This is a genomic window from Janthinobacterium sp. MP5059B, from assembly GCF_001758645.1.
Lineage (GTDB): Bacteria > Pseudomonadota > Gammaproteobacteria > Burkholderiales > Burkholderiaceae_D > Janthinobacterium > Janthinobacterium lividum.
In genome coordinates this window covers 141,254-162,890 of record NZ_LRHX01000020.1, presented here as the reverse complement: position 1 = coordinate 162,890, position 21,637 = coordinate 141,254, and the positions used below count along the sequence as shown (strand labels likewise).

Here is a 21,637-nt window from a genome sequence, read left to right as displayed (position 1 = left end):
TAAATTTCTGGCTAAAGTCCGCCTATCACTATTTGAGGAATAAGAGGCTTGACGCTGACGTAGTATGCATGTCTCCACGAATTTTCTGGATTTACGAGAATCTTATCGTCTATAAAAGATGTAAGCGCTTTGGTTTTTTGCATAGGTGTATTCTTGGACTCAAGTTTAATTTTTATTTCTTTCAATTCAATAAGCGCGGCTTTTGTCTTATATCGATGATTTAGATTCATTAAAACAAAGTGTCGTTCAAGCAGGTCGGAAAGCGGAAGTCCCGGAATAATTGAGAAATCTGCCGTAATTGCTTTGTGCTTGTAAACGCACGTAGCGACAAGAAACTTCGCCACCGGCAATTTGTTTAGGAATGGATTTATGACTCGCTGCGCCGCTCCGTTTCCCCAGTGTGTTTTTTTATAGATTGAGTTGCAAAAGCTGCACGCCATCACTAAATTTTGTAATGATATGGAAAACTCGGGAAATTCAGACCTTGGTAGATAGTGATCGATACTCCCTACAGTGTCAACCCCGCAATATGGGCAAATATGTCCAGAGAAATCCTCGTTCAGTTTCTTTTTCTCTTCAGCAACTATCGCTGATCTACTGTCATATAGATCATAATAATATTCATGCTCATCTTTTTTGGCTAATTTTCTTGGCGTCGCCTTTACTAAAACAGCACCTGATGCATCCTTAACTGCTTTGATTGCCTTCGCCGCCTTTTGCCCTTTTTTTAAACCTAAAGGCGCTGCAGAATTGCCGTTAATATTGAAAATGTAATTATTTAAAGCAATCTCAACTATAATCTGTTGAGAAACTAGAAATTTCCTTTTTTCTCCTGTGGCTTTGTTTATTGCCGATTTAAAAAAAGTAAGATCATCGGCGATGGTTCTTATAGGTAGATTTTTCATTCTGGTATCATGCTCAAGTAAAAGCTCCGTGCCTCTGAACTCAAAGGCATACCAAGTTCTTTCTCAACTTCTTTTATTTTTACTGATCGCGTAGCAAGGTCGTTCAAAATGTGAACATAACTAGGCATCTCGAAGGATAGGCCGAATATCTCATTCGTTAATGTGTCCACGCTCGTTCCGTAAGATTCGATTCGTAGAGGTGTCACGCTGGTTTGTCCGTCAATCTTCGAAACTACCTTCACGCATTTTGCAGGGACTTCCTGTATAACAACCGGCGAGTGAGTGGAGATAACTGCAAACGAATTTTTATCTACTAGCATCGCTCGTAGCACATGAAGGAATGCTGAAAGAAGAGTGGGGTGAAGATGATTTTCAGGCTCATCTATTACTACTAAGGAGCCGTCTATTAGCTCTGAATAAAGACTGGTCAGCATTGACAGAGTCGCCTTATGTCCTGCACCTAGCCTGCGGAATTTTGTGCGCGAAGAATTATCGGTTAGATCATTGCTATTTAAAAAATCGGATTCACGGAGGATAGGGGCCATAATTTCCGCCCATCGCTCATATCGATTTTCTTTTTTTAGTTGCTGCAGAGAATTTGTAAATCTACGTGCAAAAGCTACTGGGCCTGCAATTTTAGTTAGATCGTTGGAATCAGAAACTTTCTCCCTGAGGCCGATATAAGCGTATCTTAATTCCTCAGTAATGTGCTCCTTTCGACTTCTATTTGCAGGTACGCTAATCTGCCCAGGAAGGAAAAATCGATCAAAAATACTATAGGAAACTACCACTACTTTTTTTACTCGGTCTCGGCCCGACACCTCGATTTGGTTCTCCCCTAGACCGAGAAGTCCGCTCACGAAGTTTGCTAATAGCTGAGTTTTCCCTGCTCCGTTCACACCAATAATTGCATTGATATTCGCAGGAATTCTTGATTTGCTACTAAAACTAAACTGACACTCGGTCGCTAGTTGTGCCGAGTTCAGATGACTTTCAAATGTTAGATGAAGAGATGTGTCGTTCGCCAAGTTTTTTAGATTTGCAAGTGAAAGTGGCCCTAGGAAACGCGTCAGAGAAAAAGAGTAAGAACGCTCCCCTTCTGCAACGTTCATTGCCTTATCTGATATAGTCACGTCGTTCAACGCTAGGAGCACTTGCTTTTTTAATGAGTCTCCCAATTCACCCAAATTGTCGTAGTAGGAATTCGATTGGCCAAGCGAAAAATAATCTGGCTCAAGCTTCGGAAATTCGGATGGTAGCTCTGTACGCCCAGCTAACTGGCCCGCCGACGCTATCTTAACAGTGCCAATTAACTGACGGGATAGATTTTTATTTTTGTGATAATATAAAGTAAAGGATGTGAGCAGCCCATAGTCATCCCACTTGGCTCGACCAAGGTAAAAGTGAGGGTAGTGTGGTTGCTCTAAATGGTTAGAGCCAATGTAGAAAATAAGTTTATTTTTCATATGAATAGTGAATTATATTATTTTTGGAGATTCTCACTCCTGTTGTCCAATTAGTGGGCGAAAAGAATGATGGCGTTCCGTATATTGCCTGCAGCGATTACCCCTCAGCCGGTATTTTTGGTCATCAGGTGAACAAGTGCTTTAAAAAAAGTGACGGTTGTTGCTGTCAATATAACAAACTTGACCGCATGCAAAACTCACTAATTCCCACTTCTTATCGAACGCTAACAATATCCAGTGGCTTCTCCATCAGCCGAACATGCTCCCTGGCAAAGACTCGAGGGCCCTGACCTGGTGTCCTTTCCGCAGGGTGCGTCGCGCTTTAAAACAAACTTTGCTGGGCCGCCCCCCCTCTTTCATCAGACTCAGCATTTTCCGCCGGAGGAACCTTTGGTGCCGGATAGGCATTCAACTCTTCCGGGACACACAGTTTAATCAACGCCCTGCCAAACTCTGGATTTGTTGAGCTTAGCCAGTCATCGTAGTTCTCTGGTCTCAAGATCGCCACGCCTCGCTTCTCTTCGTTCGCCTGATGGAACCTACATAGCAACGGGTGGTCATCCGAGTTCAATGTGAAGTGTTTAAAAGCGTTCGATATGGTGCGATCCTCATCTTCCCGAGTCCACCACATCCCGGGTAGCCCGAATGGGTCTTGGATAGCGACTTCCAGGGCCCAGCGTTCGTGGTCAAGGGACGATCCTGCGGCGCTCATCCATCACGACGAGGAAATAAAGTGCTCAAGCGAGCGCTATTCCTGTCGGCCTTTGCGGCGCTACGGGATCCAATATCGCGGGTTTACTATGCTCGAAAAATCAACCAAGGCAAACGCCACAACCAAGCGCTGATCGCTCTCGCCAGGCGGCGCTGCGACGTGATGTACGCCATGATGCGAGATGGGACACCTTATTGCCCCGCGCCTCTCACAACTGCTTGACAAAGGACATAGGGACACCCCCCTGACGCCATCGCGTTTCGTTTTTCCGCTGACACCACGCGCGTGGTGCTGATGGCCACAACCGGCGGCAATATCAGAAGCGAGGCGTAAGCCGAGGCCCCTGTTCAATCACAATGACAAAACGGGCAACACCATCCGCTGGACGTGACAATCGACTCGTAAAGCATCGATTTCCGTTCGAGATTAACGTTGTGAACCTCGCCGTAACGCTTGCAAGCAGACTTGACTTCGGTATGCGGATGAGCGAATTTTTTGTGCCCAGGATTGGAGGCCGCAATCAGTAACGGGCGCGGGAACTCGGGCAACGTATTCAGCAGACCGCGTAGTTGCATGCGCCTGGTATCATAGTTATGTCGAGACCCATGATGCGGCAACATCAGTGTCGTTACCAGTGGCAACTCCCGGCGGTAATGGTCGACGAACTCTTCTAGAGCCGCCGCAGTATGCAAGTGCATATCGCCGGTGCCCATCCAGCCGACATTTCGCTGCTGCTGGTCGCACATTGCCAAAGCTGGCAGATTATGGCGTCGTACAAACCACTGCCGCCTGACCGATACATCCGCCGCTGGGCCTGCATACAGGCATAAAGACGCGCTATTGTAACCCTGGAAATCTTCGATTTTTGCGTAGAGTTTTTTCAACAGGAAGTTAATGCTGACGTCCTTCCTGATGCTGGCAACGGAAATGTCGTAATCGGTAAGTATGCGCCGAGCGTCCACTGCGAGGACCGGAGTCTTCAGAGCGAGGACAATACCATCCTTGAAAGTAGAGCCGCCGTTCATCCCCAGTAATGCCAGGTTACGGATTGCGTCACGCAGGGGCTGCAATTCGGGCAAGTTCCATATATTATTGATCTGTACTGGGATCGCCCATTCCGGTGAAAAGAAACGGAACTTCCAGTCGATATCCTGCAACTGCACATCGCGATCATGCGACCAGCCCATCCTTGGCGCCTCGCCAGTCAACCTCACACCCTCTTCTAACAAGTCAGAAACTGGCGGCAGGTCATCGGGGGACAGGGGTGGCAGTTCTGCGCCGAGATCCGCAGCATCAGTCGGGCGACGGGTTACGATACGAACGCGCCCGTATGCGCCAGCGTACAGCTTGCCTGCAACCAGAACAGAGTTCAGTTCGTCACTGGTCAGCGTGGTCGACGCGGATGCAACCAACTTCACCAGCATGAGGAACATCGTCACTGGCAAATTGACATGGGGCAAGAAGACATTAGCAAACTTAATTCCCTGATCCTCAAGCTGGGAAACGCCATTAATGTGGTCATCGTCCAAGTGGGAGATGACAAGCCAATCGAAGTTGACCGTTGCGAGAACATAGTCTGCGATAAGTTTATCGCGATGATGTTCAGTGGCGCCGCCACAGTCATAAATCATGTTGAATTCATCGGCGCCGGTATTAATCCGCGACCAGTTAAAGCCACCTTGCCCAATCGGGAGCTGCCATCGTTCCACTTCAAATTTTCTCATGTGTGTAATCACCCGTTGATCGATCTGGGTGGAACTATATCGTTTCTCAGAGAAAACTAACTCTCCAAAAATCACACCAGAAGAACTTCAATGGCTGAGTCAATAATGTCAGCATGTCGGCGACATTGGTGCGGGGCACTGGCCGGCTGGGTGTGGGGCCCGCAGCTCCGGTTTGCGTTACAGTCGGAGGATTCTTAGGGAAACGCTGATCAATTCAGTTTCTAACGTTTCCAAGGCGATGTAACTGCGTCGACAAACAGGCGGTTATTCACACCCCGGCGCCACGGTCCCCAGCCTTACCACACATCAGCGGCGCTATGCGTTTCAGCGACAGCATTGTCGTGACAGTTTCCACGTCGGCTACCTGCGCCGCGTATCTTCATCGAGCGAGCATCAGGATCAGTGAGCGATATCTGCGTTTCTCCGCTCGCATCGAGCTTCGCTTCGATTTCCTTGAGCGTGGCCATCTGCGACTTCAACGCTGCAATCTTGTCGTTGAGCCTGGCACTGCGCGCTTGCGCCGTTGCGGGTTCGTGCCTTTCTGCAGTGTCGAGTTCTACTAGGTAGCGGCTACCGTGCCGATTTCGTTTACACAGTTCTACGTTCATACACGGCCTGGACCGATTGCGGTTGTCGCCAGCCGATTACGCCCCATATCGACCACACTGTTTATCTTACTCCAGAAGCTCTGCTAACAAGTCATCTTCACTTGGCATCCCCCCTCGCTCAGTAATCGCGCCGATACAGTCTGTTAGTAGACTCCACGCATCAAGCCAGTCCTGCAATCCTGGATCGAATCTCGCCCCATGAGCAATCTTGCTACGAAGGTCGTAAGCCTTTTTAACCCGCCTGTGATAATCGCGACGGTCACAGGTTCTGGCATTCAACTGCGCCATGTATAACGCAACACGGAACGAAACTTCCGTAGTGAAGCGCGGAAAGATGGACTCAAGTGCCGTCCAAATATGCAGGATCGATTGGGAGACTGACGAAAGCTTCGGGGCGTCAATCATAGCCATTTCTAGCGCTAACAACGCGGAATTCTTGGCGGTCACGTTCAACCATTGGTTGGCAAACTTGGCCGCATCATAAAACGACTTTGCGGAGATATCGCGCTTATCATTGATCGTCTTACAATCAAACGATAGTTCGTGCGCCCAGACTTCCACAGTGTGTTCGCCAGATTTAATGCCCGTTCGCATCTCCTCAGGAAATTTATCCAACCACACACCGCTATCACGACTGTTGATCCCAGAATATTCATTGATCGAATGGTTGGTGATGAATGGTGAAAGAAAAGGAGACATACCGTTTCTATATAAAGCTACTTGTAATGCGCGAAATTTTTCTACGGCCTCCGCAATTTTCTCGACGTTGGACACTCGAACTTCGAGATTGCAGTGAGCTAAGAAAATGTCCATTGCTTGGTAAGGAAGATGAACCTTATGCTTTGTAGCAAGCGTTGCGAGATCGAATGGAGTAGTTTTCCACTTTCGTTTCGATAAAGAGAAATAGCCAAGATTTAATTCGCCCTCTTCAAAACATGGATTCAAAAAGAGAATTGGAAAATGATAAGAGTTGTCAATCACAGGATTCTCGACAAATGTTGGATATTGTATAATTTATGTGCCAAGCGTAAGTGCTTTGGCACGATGGGAACTATCTGTGACAGAAGCAATGCCTGCCGAGAACGGACCGAATTTGCACACACGTGCTCATGCTCGCACATTAAATTTACGTGAGCGGATCATGTCCTAGGAAATAAAGTTAAACTGCTGCGCATCCGGCAAAACCGACTCGATGTAACACGCAATCGGCAATTCGTCACAGTCCGGTTTTTGCCGGTTACCGTCATTGCCAGGTTCCGCCCCATTACGGACATCGGTTTAAAATTTCAGTCAAGCCAACTAAAGTGCTCGGGCTCTCCATTCCAAGGGGTGTAAAGATTTTTCCCATCCCAATAACTAACGCGCCCATTCCTTATTATACGTTTTGCGCGATGAACACTCTCCGCTTTAAGAAGCCCAATTGAGGTATGGTCTAACACTGGTACTTCTGTTCCTTCTTGTTGGTAGCCATCGTGATTGACTATTTTTTTTCCTAACATCATCAGCAGCGCCGCATGCTTGCTTTCTTTAATCACTAGAGCAAAAGCGTTAAGTACCATGGTAACTCCAGTACTCGCATGCACCAAGCGCGCATCCCGCTTTTTGGCAACATCCTTAACGATTCGGCTAACCGCGTGTGACGAAACTAGCGAAGACTTATCGGCAATTACGCCGGCATTTGCCTTGGCACACCAATTAATGACATCCGCACGTTCAGCAAGCTTCAATTTACCTCTTGTACGTATGGAAAAATTCCTCGCTCCCGGTAGATAGCTAGATGTCGTGACAAAAAGTGATTTATCTGCTTCCTCGACTTCGCTGATGCCATAAAGAGCGGCCACATCTGTCAAGCCAATCTTATTTTTCAAGGCATACTTCTTGGCTTGAACAAATGTCAAGATATCGCCGAGTGGGGCCTTTTGCCACAACCGAATATCGATACCTCCATCCGCTCGTCCGGGCCCAAGGATTGCTTCGAATCCTTGGTTTTGAAAGATGCGGAACAGAAGAACTTCAAATTCCCTCCATTCAAGTCGATGCAAATCATCTGGACGATTAGCAAAATGGCCGTAAAGCTCTTCATAAACGTCCGCTGTGTCTTCATTGATGAGACTACATACCCATTTCCAATGAAAGTATCGGCCAAAAGCTTCGCATAGTTCATCGCCCTCGGCATAGATTCCGATTGTTACCCCGTCAAGATTTTCATAATGATATCCAAGGCGATTCAGCAACTTTCTGAACTCAATTTCATACCTTCCGGAATCCCCGCCGTTAAGAACATTATAAAAATCACTCCCGTCAATTACCAGAAGTGTAATGTAGTAAGGCTCTTCTGGCTCGCTATCATGATGGTTTAAACAAGAGGTAAAAGCACAGTCTCGCCATAAATCTCTTTTCTTTGCCCATCGCTGAACCTCCGATTGGATATTTTTAATTTCAAGTTCGAGATCATTGTCAGACCATTGTTTTACGATTAAGTTCATATATGAGTAGATTGCAGGTTATCAATGGCATATGAGCGAAATTTCTGCGAATGGCTATCTTTTGATTCAAACAAAAATCGCCGACAATGTTAATATGTACAGCAAGACCAAGTAGGAAAATTTCCACGGCAAAGGCCGGTTTTTTTATTTAAGTACGTCATGAAACATGGCGTGGCCGCCTGGTTTTGGCCGTATCCGGCCCATAAGCTACGATACCATGTTGTACAAATGAAAATCCAGTAAATTTCCACATCACCTTCCTCACGCCGCCGATGCTCTTTATACGCATAGTAGAGTTCTATTCAGGAGATCTATCATGAAATATCAAGCACAATTTTTTGGTCAACCTACACCATGGAACAAGGGAAAATTAGTCGGGCAAAAAGCGCCGCTGCGCGTAAGCGAAATCTGGGCAATTCGCGTTCGCCAGGAAATCTACCGGAGAATGCGCGACTTACGGCCTGCGCCCACTGGGCGAGGAAGTGGCCGAACAACTGGAGTTCGAGCAACATCGACAGGTGCGCCTGCGTCAAAGCCACACTGCCACTGTCGTTGAGGCCAGACGAAGGGACTACGCTCGAGCCGCTTTGCCAACAGGCACAGGCCATCGGCGCTCCACTACCGCACCTTAGCCATGTCGCCGCACCGGCCCCGGAACAAGAACACGTAACCGCTGAACGGGTCTTCGGCCAACGCCGTCTGTGCCTTGCACGTTGGCGTCGCAGAAGGAATGCGCCAGTTTGGGACGCAAATGGCGGATCACGCGTAAGCTGGCCGACACGAGGGTATGTTATCTTGCACGCTATTCGTCGATGTCATCGAAGATGCTTCGCCTCGGCACAGCATCAGTTGTAGCCGTTTCCTCGGTTTCCAATTCTTCGTAGCTTGTTGCGTCAGACTGCCTCTTCTTCATTGATTCGATCTTACCCTCAATGGCAAACTTGAATTTCTCTGTTGTCGTAACTACGGAATCATCGTAGCCATCCTCGCCGTAGATAGATTCATTTTCTTCGTAAATTCGTTCCACAAGCCTAAGTATGTCGTAGAACGCATCATCAACGTCATCGTCGGTATCCCAGTTTAATTCGATGTCATCCAATATTTCGTCTACGTTCGAGTAAATTTCATCCTTTTGTTTCTCAAGGAGCTTTGCGTTTTCTTCTAGCGTAAGTAGCTCTCCAATTAAGTTTCCATCGACAAAACAATTTGAAAAATTGGCTTCGGAAAGTAACACAACCCGCCTCACAGCGGCGAGCCTTACTTCGTTTGACAGGGACTTGGCCTTATTCAGGCGAGAAAGAATAATCAAAGCACTGTCGTAAGGGTTTGCGATCTGAATGAGCCCAACCAAAAGTGCCGCCACCTCTTCTTCCCTAAAGAATTGTTGTATGAACTCTACCGAGCATCTTGCAGCGAGAAAGGCGACTAGCGGCCGCGTCAGAGCCTTTTCTTCTCCATCCGGTGCTATTAGCCTGAGAACCCGCCCAAACATGGCTCGTGGCACCACCAGCTTCACCCCCTCAATATTCATATCTCCGCAGCTAATCTCCTCTACCAGCATTTCTTTGCTTACCCCCGACAAATAGATATCGATCAGCTCCGGATTGCTTGCTACGACCGACGCGAACGCGTCGCGGATCGTCGGGTGGCGAAATTGCCATGCCTGTCCGTCTGACCCCGAGGCCTTTCGCAGCAGGGAATCATCCAGCGACGATAGCGCGGCTTTGACGTCGCCGATGTTTGACTGCATCGCCGCGACGGTGTCGATTACAGAAGGATCTAACCTGGAAAGCGGGATGGGCAAGTTACCGCCGTTTGCAAATACCACGGCCAGGGCAGCCCGTTCCGCGTTGGCTAGGCCCTTCACGATGTCTTCCATCACCGGGCGCGGATTGGTGAAAAAATCCTCGACTCCCGACTGGGTTAGAGAAAGCCTTGAAGTAAGCTGCGGATTCGAAAATCTTCTGGCAATTTCTGGAAGGAATTTCGGCGTAGCTGCCGCCATTGGGAGGAACTGCTTTACTCTGCGTCTGAAGTCTTTTGACTGCTTACCGAGCTTGAGATGGTTGTACAGCATCATTGACCGCTCTGACTCGGAGAGCTTCTCAACTTCGATAGTCACGCGGTTGTCCTTGAAGAGTTCAAACTTGTGAATGTTTAGTTGGTTCTGGGCCGCTCGAAAAATATAGCTCCGTGAAGTGAAGACTATTCGGGCACCTCCATGGATAGCAGCCTTGAGTTTGGGCAACCTTTGGTTCCATTCCTGAACCCTTCGGAAATCGTAATGGTTGGAGCCGAATGCGTCGTCCACCCAAAAGAACTGCTTGGGCTCGTCCGGATTCCACTTGCTATCGAGGTCTTCCGGACAACTGAGGATCAGGGTTTGCAGATCCCACTCATCCGCTGCCGAGAGGGCCATCAAGTTGGCGATCATGGTCTTGCCGCTCGCGGGCTCGCCGATGAGCATTACAAATCCATGCGCCTTTAGCGCGTGCGCACACTTCCTGTAAGCCTCTGTCGGAACGAAGCACGCCAAATCGGGTACATTGGAATCCAGAACCGATCTGGCTTGCCGATAGGCTTGATGCGTGATGATTTGGGTAAGGTCGCCCAAACCGTAGATTCGCGGGACCAAGCGGCGCAAGCTCGGATTCTCGACTATTTCCTTGTTGACCCACTCGGCCCCGAAAACAAGGGCTTTCTTCGCCCCGGCAGATTCGAATCTTTCCTGTAACTTCTCAGCAGCTCCCGATGCTATTGGGTAGTTAGTAAAGAAAAGATATACGTCCGCAAGGCCAGCCTCCGCGAGCCTCTGGATTTTGGGAAGTTCGGCATCGACCACTGACTTAGGCAAGGATGCAGTGGCCTTCCCTGTGTGCTTGCATTGAACAGAGAAACTGCCGGAGTATAACTCGCCACCGGTTTGGGGTTTCCAAGAACCATAGAACGCGCCGTCTCGGCCTCCGTCGGCACCGTCTGAGAACGACTGGTACGTTTGGCCCATCGTTGCCTTTAGCACACAACCGACAAGGTCCTCGAAGGCTTTCCAGCCAAGCTTATGCAAATCGAATGTGAGTGGTGGCATCTATACTATTTCAGGTTAAGTACGTCAGAATACAGCTGCCTCAGGTGTTCGTCCGACATGTCCATTATTGGCTCGTACATGAAGGAGTTGAGGTGGATGTTCTCGGGAGTCATCAAGATGACCTGCCCGATGGTTTCCAGCGCTGTGTCCTCGCTTGGGAACAGCTCTTGGAATTTCTTCAGCAGCTCGGGAGTCTGATTGCCTCTGATCGCAACCACGAAGGCCGCATCGTTGATCTTTTCGACTATGAACTTTTCGACTGCTAGCCGGATCGCGATTGACAAGACGATCTTGTTCTCGAAGTTGATTCCAGCGGCGGCGGCAAGACAAGCCTGGGCTTGCTCATGAATAGAATCGACGACGGGCTTTGCGCCTTCGTTGGAAGTGCCGTTCTTGTTAAACAGCGCGTTGTAGATAGCATCAAGCCGGTCATGGGTGATACCCAGTGTGTCGGCCTTCCAGTGCAACAGGGACGTAAGCTCTAGGAATCCGGCGTCATTTCCCCCGCGCGTGTATTCGATAAGGTTGCGGAGAAATGGTATGCAGGCGATTCGCCTTTTTGGATCACCAAAGAAATTGGGTTTCCAATCCTTGATGAAGATGTTCCTTATCCCGACGGCTTGCTCCAGCGTTATTCCCGCTTGACTCTTCGAAACCATCAGGCAACAGCTGCGATGCACGAACCTGCTTTCTACCGTCCGGAAAAAGTCGAAATTGTGGGTCAGGATGAGCATCTGGAAACACGCTTCTTCGGAAAGGTCTTTCAGATACTGAATGATCGCGTACTTGTTCTTGTAATCGAACGAATCGGCGATGTCATCAACTATCAGCAGGGTTTGCTGCCCGGCGATCCTCCTGGCTTCGGTCTCGAAAATAATGTTCAGGATATAAAGCGCCTTCCTCTCCCCGGTACTAAGCACTTTCATGAGCGACGGTTTGTCGACCGTGGCGCTCTCCTCCCCATCCTTAAAGGTGAAGCTGAGGGTCAGGAGAGAATCCTTCCCAAGGACGATTGACGTTCTGTTCTTTGCTTCAACCTTGAACGGCACGGTGAACCGTCGATTGAAAATATCGATCACCGTCTCCCACTGGGTTCGCTCGCCGACCGCCTGAGCCTCAATTTCCAAGACTCCTTTTTCGGCGGCTTTGAGGGCTTCGGTCAACCCGTTGAACGAATCCACTCTCGCACGCAGATAGGAGATCAGCACCTTTTTCTTGAAGGCGCCCACGTCCGCCAATTCCATAAGTAATTCCTCGTGGGCCGCCAAATAGCCGTCAAATTCGCGGACCGCTTCGTTCTTCGTGATGAGCTTCGTGATCTCCTCGAATTTCTTCCGCAGCTCCTTGTCCTCCGAAATCTTCTCCTTTTCGGCGGCGACCAAATCCTCAAGCTCTTTCGCGCTGCCGATCTCGCGTTTCTCGCCTGAGTTCAGGCTAATGGAATGTTTGGCCCCAAAGAATCCGTTCGAATTCAGGCTCTTCGCCACCGTACTTGCGTTGTAGTAGTCGAATCCACCTTTCTTGAAGTAGGGCGAGTTAGCCAGCAGTTCATTGTATTTTTTTATGTAGAGGTCAATCGCGGTCCTGGTATCTTCCGTCCCAAGGAATTTCAATACATGGTCATTAAAGACGACGTCGTACGGAACATCCTTGAAAGCAACGTCCTGTTCGGCGTAGACCTCATCCGCAACGCTTAGCAGCGCAGAATGGAAGGCGTCGTCTCGCTGCAAGATGCACTGGGAGATTTCTTTCCCCATGTCGCGCTTGGACCCGGCTTGCGACTTTAACGCCTTCAGCAGTTCGGCTGTGGTCCTATCCACGTCGGCATACAGTTGTTCGTATGCCTTTCGCAGTGTCGCATTTACCAGGAGCGTTGATGTTTTCTCCGAATGAGCGAACTGCTCGTTGTATGGCATGACCACGAAAACGCTTTCCTTTGGGCAGGGGATACCGTTCCCATCAGCTATCACACGCTTTGGGACTCGCGATGGGAATACTCGATCTTGTGAAGCGACATCATTCACGACATCCTGGAACGTATTCGCAAAAGATGACTTCATCGCTCCGTTCGGCGCGTAAATCGCGTAGGACCTGTAGACAGAAAAATCGAATTGATGCGTCAGCCTCTTGATTCCGTAACAATTCTCGAGGTCTACGTTTAATTGATCCATATCGTGATTTCCTAGCGAAATATCCATCGAAAAATGTACCTTGGCATTGTTTGCATACTATTATGAAACATCGCAAAGCAACCATATTTACAGGGAAATTACGAAAAACGCTATACTTATAGGCAAGGACACTACAATCTTGGCCAAGGATCGTGATGGGCGAAAAGTGTCAGGCATCACCATAGTAACCAAAATTTACCCAACCCAATATGGCAACAGGCCAAACACGCTGCAAAGAATTTGTAATCTAGTTGTGCGAATGAGCATTCCTCAGACTTTGGACATCCTCCCTCCCTACCCCGAATCCGATAAAAACAAGGAGTCCTGTGACTTCCTCATAGTATGCGGCGAGCACATCATCACTTCGGTCAATGAAGACGAGTGCCTGAACACGGTTGTACAGATATGGTCTGCAATGATCAGCTCGTATAACGTCGATTCCGCGATGCTGGCCCCGGTGCGCCAACTGAACAACTGATTCGTGTTGATCTTGAGCTCACGGGCGATCAGCGAAACGGAGGCGCCATTGATCTGCGTACGTGCCACAGAGGCACGCTTGAATTCATCGCTGTGACGGCGATATGATCCACGTTTCGTCCTGGCTGCAACTGGTTGAATTATTGTGTCCATAAATGAATTTGTGGACACAATCAATTTGTACCCCAAACTCAATCATGGCATCGCGCGGTGCCCAAGGGTAGACGGCGGTGAGCCGACGCTTACCCACAGCAGCACAGTTGCCTCGGTAGAGACAGCCTGCGTGCTAAATCAGTAAGTCTAAAGAGGATAGGCAGTACAAATGGATATAAAATATTTTATACATCCACGGAGCGCCAGCTTATGAATATTTTCGAAGTTGGCCAGGTAGTCCGCACTCGTCGCCTAGCACTGGGGATGACGCAGCAACGCCTGGCTAAGTTAGCAGGTCTGTCGCGTCAGACAGTGCAGAAGTTGGAAACTGGAGCCATTGGCGATTTGAGTTTCGGGCGCCTGGTTAAACTGCTTGGAGTACTTGGACTCAGTTTCACCCCGCCATCGATCAATGCTAGGGAGCAAAAAAACGGTTTGTGGATGGCGGCAAAAAACTCTAGCGTTAGTTACAGGGGCGAACTCAATAGTGAACAGCTGCAGCACGCTTTGGCTACCGGCCAAGTACCGGATAACCATGCATCCCATTTATTGCACTTCTTAGACGAAACACCCCTACCGGTAGTGGTGATGGCGGTCGAGGAAACCGCACATTTGGAAGCCGTCTCACCCGCGCGCATTTGGGCGTGCGTCGCCCAATTGGCCCGTCAGTTAGGCAGCGTACGTGACGATCTTTGGTTGTAACTGCCGCTACTACAGACAAGGAAAGACAAAGCTCTAAGACTATATACTACGTGGATTCAGCATCTGAACTAGGTACAATCTTTACAGCAGTAGACACCTTGCTAAGGGCTTTCAGCGCGCGCGATTCTGACGCCTTTGCCGATGCAGCTACCTTCTCGGCCTTTACACGAGCATGAAAATGGATAAGAGCCTCAACTTGGTATTTTTTCACCTGGCTTATCAGTTCAGTTTTGTCTGCGCGCAATTTTTTGACTAGTTCGCTATAGGTGGCAGGTAATCCTTTCCCCCCAGCCTTAGCCTGCTTAATAAGCTCCCTAGTAGCAGGATATCTACAGCATTTTTCTAGTGCTATTAAAGTTCTAGATCTTCCAGCCTCCATCGCGACAGAACTGAAATTTATTTTCAAAACACCGTGATCTAAGTCCTTCTTAAGCTCCCGGTTCTTTGGCTCTCCTTTTTGGAGCCGCGAGAGTGCATCCCGAAAGTCCTGCTCAATAGGGTCCAATGCGGGTGGGCTCTGCTTTAATTTAGGCATTTTCCGCCTCCCATGCTAATTCGACCTTTGCCTGAAGATCCTCACGGTCAGTTCCGAACTTCCTCAAAATGCTATCGGCTTGTGCTGCCCTAAATTTGATAACTCGAAATTCCGATTCGGCCGATTGTATCCTCTCACTCGCTCGAATTGAAATCATTGAGTCAACGTAGCGGCCTACCCAAAACCGTTCATGACTTCTGTCTATAATTGCGCATGCACAGCCAGCACATAAGCTCGGTTCTCTAGTCGCTGTGTTCGGTACATTTCGAATCCATACAGGAGTATCGGTGGCGTCTTGACAGCGCATCTCACTTCTCCGAATCGGTGCGCAATTTGCATGCTGAGAAAAGAACAGTTGAAGCTGGTTTTCATCTGCCCATGCTTCAACTTTTTTCCATTTTTCTGAAAGCGGCAGATCAATAGTTTCAACCTTTAGCTGGGTGGTAGCTTCATTTAACCGCCCCCCCATCCTACCCGCCAAAGCGGATTGCCCCGTTACCAACTCAAAAATCACGCTATTGCGTTTCTGACGTGCCACAGAATCCAATGACTCAACAAGCAGGGGGTTATTTCCAATATAACCACCTTCCGTAATTGCTAGGTTTGAATGGTGATACTGCATTTGTATTGCTGGCAGTAGTTTTGGATCACAACCCAAGACATAACTGGCCCAAGTTTTCCTTAACATATGGGAGCGGAAAGGTGCACCTTTCCCAGCCCTCCATTCCACCAGGTCGTTATCAAAGGCCATTGCTTTGCTGGTGTCCGGTAAGCCAGATAGATCTACCCAGTTCTCAATGAAACGACGCATTGAGGCATTTACTTTCGAAGCGATCGGTGCCAATAATACCGCTGCCTTTGTCGGTAGAGCAAAACCCGATAGAGTAGACAATACAAGCCTGTTAGTGGCAGCGCGCTCCCGCCAAGGCTCAGTTAGTTTATTCAAAATTACTAGGGCGCGAACGGCTTCCGGCAACTCAGTGTCACCAATCGAACGCATGCCGAGCACCCAATCGACTTCACGCTGCATTCCATCGTCCGTCTTGGACAGGGTGGTTCTAATCACAAACCATTCATACAATCCTGTACGGCTATTCTCGATTCTTACCCCCACCGGCAGAGTCGAGCTTACATCTATTCCTGCCGATATCCCCAAAATTTCAGAAATTCTCATTCCTGTAGTCCCCTGCACAAGAAGCAAGCATGCATCTCGAACAGCCTCGTACAACTGCCTAACTCGGAATTGCGCATCGCTTTGTTTGCCAACACTACCTTCTAAGCTGATGTCCAGAGGCTCATGCCACGGCTTAGCTTCGCCTTCGATTGTAGAAAATACAAAGTTGTCGAAAAATTTACTTGTGCGACGTAGGCGTGCAGTCTTACCGCCACCGGCCAACTGAGTACGCGTTCCACCTCTTCCGTTATCAACGATGACCACATTCCCAGCAGTGCGATCATCAACAACCTCAATCAACCGAATAACATCATTCGCGGGCGCTCCAAGAAACCATGACGCTTTATTCAGGAGAGGAATCGCGACCTCATCAGGGATAGGTCTTACCCAGCCTATCGCAAGTGTCGAAATTCGCTTGGCGAGGGCCGCCCCACCATCTCCTCCATATGGATGGGACACTAATGAAGCAATTCCAAACTTCTGAAGTTGTACGCGCTGATTCCACAAATCAATCAACAATTGCAAAGCAATTCGCGCTGTCGACTCCCGAATTTCACCGTCATGGGCCTTTTCTGATATGTAGCGAGGCAAGGACTCAAAATACTCCAGGCAAACTGCCGGGGAAAGTTCCTCCGGCGAATGTAGGCCGTTCTCCGCAATCCAAGACGCAAACCACTTGATTGCCTGCTGAAGAGACCCAAACATCCCTGCTGCTGGAAAATTTCCATCAGCCGGAAGCTTTACTCGGACAAGGATTAAGAGTTTTATCCACCAAATGCGTCTGGAATGCTGCTTATCTGTGAGCCGAGACCCATCATGCAACATCATATCCCAGTTTATTGTACAAGTTGACCTAGATTGCCCAGGAACGCGCGATGGTTCATACCACTTGGAATCTCCGAAAACGTTAAGAGACGTTACGGGTATATTGAGAAGCTCCTCAGGAGACATAAGATGTAACTTCTTCGTCAATGAAGGATCTATCGTACTATTTCGAGTATTTGCAAGCCCCATTTCAACCCACCATTGGTAAAGAAATCTTGAATTTATTCGACTGTTCAGCAATTTCACTAGGAACCAGAGTCAATAATTCTCGAAGGTCTGCCAGTACCGGCCCCCACCTTTCAATCCATGTCTGAGCGCTCATGTTGGGCTGACTCTTAAAAATCGCCCGATCTAACGCGTAATAATAGGCCACGCTTACGGGATCATGAGGGCGAGCACCACTTAGAGGGCAAGCTGGACAGCCGCCATAGTCTGTGCAAAGCTTTCCGCCTAGTTGATTTGGTCTAGGCGAACTTAATGGGTCCAAACAAATAAATCCAGGAGTCGCAGCTCCCTTGTCGTGACCAGGTTCTAGCCTGCGAGGATCTATATCACCTTTTGTGTTGTACCATCGCTCACGCAGCATGATTATCTGGCCAACCTTTTCGCGATAGCGACTCCTAATAGCGGAACTAGTGTAATGTGTCCATGTAGTACCCGGGTGCCGATGGTTTCCAACCTTCTGTGCAGCTTCCAACCCTCCATCCATTAATTGCACCATCTCCAAAATGGTTGGCCGGAGCTGTCCGAGGGTAAATTTCTTTAACTTATTTTGATTAATAAATCGCTCTAGGCTATTTCTCCAGCCCATATCTGCCGAGGCATTCTCATTCCCTCCATTTCTAGATCCAAAACCTTTTGTACTACGGTCACCAGCACGTTCTGGAACAAAAATAAATAACCGATCTGAGTGATCTCTCGGAGCAGAAGATCTAATTCTTGCACATATCTCATCAAGCATAAGAAGTATTCGCTTTAATGATAAATCTCGTGAAACGCTACTTTCCGCCTCAAGAAGGCGAACTAAATCTGCTGAGGCACGGCCTTTGGAACCGATTATTTCGATAGCTGGAGTTCCACTCTGATCTCTATTAAAATCAATTAATGCTCGCTCAAGCGTCAAGACGGTATCAGGATTAAATACGCACGATATAGCAAGCAACAATACAAATGGCACCATATCTCTTGGGTTCGGTTGAAAATATCGAACAACATTTCCCATCGAATGAATTGATAGAATTGCCGATCCAAGAGATCTATTAATTTTTCTAATTTCCTCCAACTCAGGAATCTCTCCTGGAAAAATCTCATCAACCTTCGCCAAACAAATTGATAAATCTCTAAAATCGCCTCGATTACCTTTCTCCATCCGCAATGGATCAATTAGTTTAGCCTGTCCCTCCTTCACCAGTCTTTTACCATGCTCCCAATATGCCTCAATTTCCACGATCTCTTTTTCTGCACATTCGATTATAGAAACCAAATTATCCATAGAAATGGTTTTGGTAGGATCAAATCTATTTCTCTTGACTCCACTAGGTGGAATTCTCTCCGCAATCCTCAATGCTTCAGCGTGAAATTCACCGCTTTTAATAGCAGAAAAAACACCTCTCAGTCGTCCTAACCCCTTGGAAATTGAGCTAGGATTTAGATTTCCCTCCTTACAAGACTTCTTTAGCCAGTATTTAAAGGAAAGAAGGAAATCATCGTCAATATCACAAGACGATATCAACCTTGAATTAGTCTCCCTCAGAAAACTAAAAAAAGTCCTATTTAATACTCTACATCCCTCAGCACGAGTCACAACAGATTTATTTGCACCCGACCTTAACAATCCCTCCTCAAAAATTGGGCGCAGATTTTTAAACTCAAGCAAAAAACTAATATTATTTCTTCTGCACTCCAATCCACAGTCACGCGGAAATACAGCAAACAGTTGCTCCACCTTCGTTTCCGGATGAATAACCAACTCGACGCGATTCGAGTTAAACCTCTTTAAGGTGCCACTCTCGGCTGCACGGCGCCGCGATTGTTTAGCAACTAATGCTGCGGATGAGGCCTTTTTCATCATGGATGTTAAATCCTAAATTAATTATTAATTTAATACAGATCGATCATCTTCCTGATATTTAGCAAGCCTGGGCTTTGATGAAAAAGGTGAACGTGGCGAAGATAAATGTCAATTGTAGTTTGAAGACTGCTGTGACCTAGTTGTGCTTGGATCTTTTTCCAAGGTTCAGGATTGCCATTCTTCACTTCCGCATGATAGGTCAAGACCGCATAGGTATGGCGGAGGTCATGAAAACTATGATCAGCGGACTTAGCCTCGAATACTTCAAACGTCTCAGTATTCTGTTTTTGAACCGTGCTGATCAAACCGAGAGCAAAGCATGCGGCTCGTATGATGCTTTGGACCGCATCGACTGAAATGGGATTACCTCTCCGCGACGAAGATATATGGGCTAAAAAAAGTTGAGCATTACGAGTATGTTTCTTTCCATTTGCAGATTTAAGGCTTGCTGCACGTTCAGTATTGATATATTCGACAACATCAATAACCAACCACGTTGGAATAGCGCATTGGCGCGTCTTTCCGCCCTTTCCAAGTACTTGTAGTCGCAAGTCTACATAAGGGGTACTAGGGTCAAAACTTAAACTGAGAAACTGGAACGTTGTAAGAGAAAGCACTTCTGATATTCTCAGGCCTACCACCCAGCCTAAGTCTGCAATCAGTCTATCCCTGCAAGGTCTCAGATCGCCGTTCCGGTTTGAAGCTTGTGGTCCGAGATGGTTTATCAGTTTTTTAAGATTACTTACGCTTATTGGATGAATAACTGAACTAGGACGAACTTTCGGCAAATCTGTATCTTCACCCTCTGCCCCCAAGTCTCCTTCATACCAACCTCTGTTTTGTGAAAACTGATAGAACTTTCTTACTACGGCCATAGTATCCGAAACCCCTTTTGCACCAAATACTTGTCCGGTATTCGCAGAAATACTACTAAGATAGCTATCTCTAAAATCTAGCCGAATAGATGCATCCGCATATCTCCAATGGATTTCACTTGCCTGCAAAAATTGAAACCAAGATTTTAGAGAGTAAGCAACTTTCTCCCAGGTGCTTGGGAGCGCGCGCCGAGTAAAAACATATTTCTCTGAAAGAAATATGGTAGGTTCCTCAAAAATCGCTACTTCTGTTTCTGACTCCAGAAAGAAAAAAGGTTGCCCGACCTGTAGCGGAGAATGTGAGTCATCAGACTTTACCAAGATCAATTCTCGCTTAAGAAATGTATCCATAGTCTCCCTACAAAGTGCCCTCAATCATAACCAATTCCAAAACATAGACAACCGATTTTTCTTTAAAAATCAATAAATAAATATAATATTGAAAATAATTTCACTATTGAAAACATTGCTAACTAGATACAACACCGACTGCCTCTCAAAGGTATACACAAAAAATCTTTACTCGGCATAACATGTTCGCAGCCCCGGTATGGATTCAGCGATACGTTGAACGGCAAATCGGGCGAAGCATTGCGCGTGAGGATGGTGCGCGCCTGCTCGTCGCTGACCTGCGTCTTCCAGCCCGGCGCCGGCGCCTCTCCAGCCGCCTCTCCAGCCTCCTCATCCAGGCCTCCCACGCTCCAGCCGTCATCGAAACCGGCGCGCGCGTGCACCTCGTAGCGACCTTGCAGGTTCGAGACTGCCCCGCGCCCCTTCCGGGCTTTCAGCGATTGCGGCGGCAACATGGCTTGCCCGGCGAAGCTGTCATCGTGCTCTGGAATGATTGCTTTCATGAACGGCCCCATCAACTGTATATACGTACAGTATACTATGCCGCTGCGCGGGCAAGATCAAGGGCTGGCGTGATGCCGTTTCACGCTTTTTCACCGTGCGGCATGACATAACTCAACTGCTGCGCGACAAAACCGTCAAATGCCGCGATCAGGGGAACGAAGCGGTCCGCGTCCTGCTCCAACTGCATGAGGGCATAGCACGTCGCCTCCAGGGTCGATAACTGGTCTGGGGCGTGCGCCTTGCGGATCAGGTAATGGGAAGCGGGCGTATCGCGCAGGGGCAGGCGCGGCAGCTGTTGCAACGGGGGATTCAGATACAGCATCTTGCGGCTCTTGCGCCAGGTAGCATCCAGCACCACCAGCCGCAACCGGGCCGAGAATCGGGCCGGATCGAGCAAGATGGCAGGGTCGAGCGCTGGCGGCGGCGCGATGTCCAGCGAGCGGTCGCCGGGCGTCTCCGGGTACAGCAGCACATTATGCTTGTCTGCCAGCAAATCGGCGAGCGTATCCGGGGCAAACTGCTCGCCCGTCAACATGCGGCTGTTGGGCAGGCTCAGGTGCAGCAAGCGGGCACTGCCCTTGGCATTGTGAACTTCCAGCGGATGCTGCAGGATCAGCACTTCCACCGCGTGGGAAACGGGAGCGATCCAGCGGCAGATGCAGCTGGATGCGGCGCGCAGGCAGGCTGGGCAGCGCGCCCGTTTGGCGGGTTCCGCCAGGGAGGGCGAGGCAGCGGCAGGGCTGGAGATAGCGCTGGAAATCGGGCTGGAGGTACGGCGGGTAGTCATGGCGGAGCGCGTTCGCGGCTGTCTTC

13 protein-coding genes and 3 pseudogenes are annotated in these 21,637 nt (G+C 48.5%); 2 read left to right on the top strand and 14 right to left on the bottom strand.

All coding sequences use genetic code 11. The features are described from left to right. Positions 1-11: 11 nt before the first annotated feature. Positions 12-905: an HNH endonuclease gene (locus JAB1_RS29745; RefSeq protein WP_139144669.1), complete on the bottom strand. Its 894-nt coding sequence runs from the start codon at positions 903-905 to the stop codon at positions 12-14. Beyond that, positions 902-2,371, bottom strand: coding sequence for an AAA family ATPase (locus JAB1_RS29320; RefSeq protein WP_083299950.1), 1,470 nt, complete (start codon positions 2,369-2,371; stop codon positions 902-904). Before JAB1_RS29320 ends, JAB1_RS29745 begins: the two co-directional genes overlap by 4 nt. 709 nt (positions 2,372-3,080) lie before the next feature. On the opposite strand from JAB1_RS29320, the pseudogene JAB1_RS29000 reads away from it, so the two are divergent. Continuing rightward, positions 3,081-3,305: pseudogene (locus JAB1_RS29000) on the top strand (IS110 family transposase); the annotation flags it as partial. A gap of 125 nt (positions 3,306-3,430) precedes the next feature. Here the strand turns inward: JAB1_RS29000 and JAB1_RS24605 are convergent. The 6 genes and pseudogenes from JAB1_RS24605 to JAB1_RS24585 all read right to left on the bottom strand — a co-directional run bounded on the left by JAB1_RS24605 (position 3,431) and on the right by JAB1_RS24585 (position 13,157). Beyond that, a complete protein-coding gene (locus tag JAB1_RS24605; RefSeq protein WP_139144668.1) occupies positions 3,431-4,807 on the bottom strand; it encodes a hypothetical protein in 1,377 nt (458 codons plus the stop codon). A 368-nt stretch (positions 4,808-5,175) separates the two neighbouring features. Next, positions 5,176-5,379 (bottom strand): annotated as a pseudogene (locus JAB1_RS29740) (IS5/IS1182 family transposase); the annotation flags it as partial. A gap of 102 nt (positions 5,380-5,481) precedes the next feature. Beyond that, a complete protein-coding gene (locus JAB1_RS29735) occupies positions 5,482-6,396 on the bottom strand; it encodes a HEPN domain-containing protein (protein ID WP_139144666.1) in 915 nt (304 codons plus the stop codon). A gap of 305 nt (positions 6,397-6,701) precedes the next feature. Next, on the bottom strand, positions 6,702-7,901 hold the full coding sequence (locus tag JAB1_RS28995) for a restriction endonuclease (protein WP_071653410.1): 1,200 nt from the start codon (positions 7,899-7,901) through the stop codon (positions 6,702-6,704). Between the two features lie 802 nt (positions 7,902-8,703). Further along, complete coding sequence (locus tag JAB1_RS24590) at positions 8,704-10,986, bottom strand: restriction endonuclease (RefSeq protein WP_070282136.1); 2,283 nt, start codon at positions 10,984-10,986, stop codon at positions 8,704-8,706. A gap of 5 nt (positions 10,987-10,991) precedes the next feature. Continuing rightward, entirely contained in the window at positions 10,992-13,157 is a 2,166-nt protein-coding gene (locus JAB1_RS24585) for a phage infection protein (RefSeq protein WP_070282135.1), read from the bottom strand. Between the two features lie 840 nt (positions 13,158-13,997). On the opposite strand from JAB1_RS24585, the gene JAB1_RS24575 reads away from it, so the two are divergent. Continuing rightward, complete coding sequence (locus JAB1_RS24575; protein ID WP_070282133.1) at positions 13,998-14,489, top strand: helix-turn-helix transcriptional regulator; 492 nt, start codon at positions 13,998-14,000, stop codon at positions 14,487-14,489. 46 nt (positions 14,490-14,535) lie between these two features. On the opposite strand, the gene JAB1_RS29725 is transcribed toward JAB1_RS24575, so the two are convergent. The 6 genes and pseudogenes from JAB1_RS29725 to JAB1_RS24555 form a co-directional block, all read right to left on the bottom strand. Next, positions 14,536-15,024 (bottom strand): hypothetical protein, encoded by a 489-nt coding sequence (locus tag JAB1_RS29725; protein ID WP_139144664.1) that lies wholly within the window; start codon positions 15,022-15,024, stop codon positions 14,536-14,538. Then, positions 15,017-17,026, bottom strand: coding sequence for a site-specific integrase (locus JAB1_RS24570; RefSeq protein ID WP_254672248.1), 2,010 nt, complete (start codon positions 17,024-17,026; stop codon positions 15,017-15,019). The genes JAB1_RS29725 and JAB1_RS24570 overlap by 8 nt, the downstream gene beginning before the upstream one ends. A 187-nt stretch (positions 17,027-17,213) precedes the next feature. Further along, a complete protein-coding gene (locus JAB1_RS29720; protein WP_071653408.1) occupies positions 17,214-19,094 on the bottom strand; it encodes a hypothetical protein in 1,881 nt (626 codons plus the stop codon). Positions 19,095-19,123: 29 nt separating this feature from the next. Next, positions 19,124-20,320: a site-specific integrase gene (locus JAB1_RS28975; RefSeq protein ID WP_071653407.1), complete on the bottom strand. Its 1,197-nt coding sequence runs from the start codon at positions 20,318-20,320 to the stop codon at positions 19,124-19,126. Positions 20,321-20,502: 182 nt separating this feature from the next. Beyond that, positions 20,503-20,775, bottom strand: a pseudogene (locus JAB1_RS24560) (radical SAM protein); the annotation flags it as partial. 128 nt (positions 20,776-20,903) lie between these two features. Continuing rightward, on the bottom strand, positions 20,904-21,611 hold the full coding sequence (locus tag JAB1_RS24555; RefSeq protein WP_083299947.1) for a tRNA-uridine aminocarboxypropyltransferase: 708 nt from the start codon (positions 21,609-21,611) through the stop codon (positions 20,904-20,906). Positions 21,612-21,637: the final 26 nt, after the last annotated feature.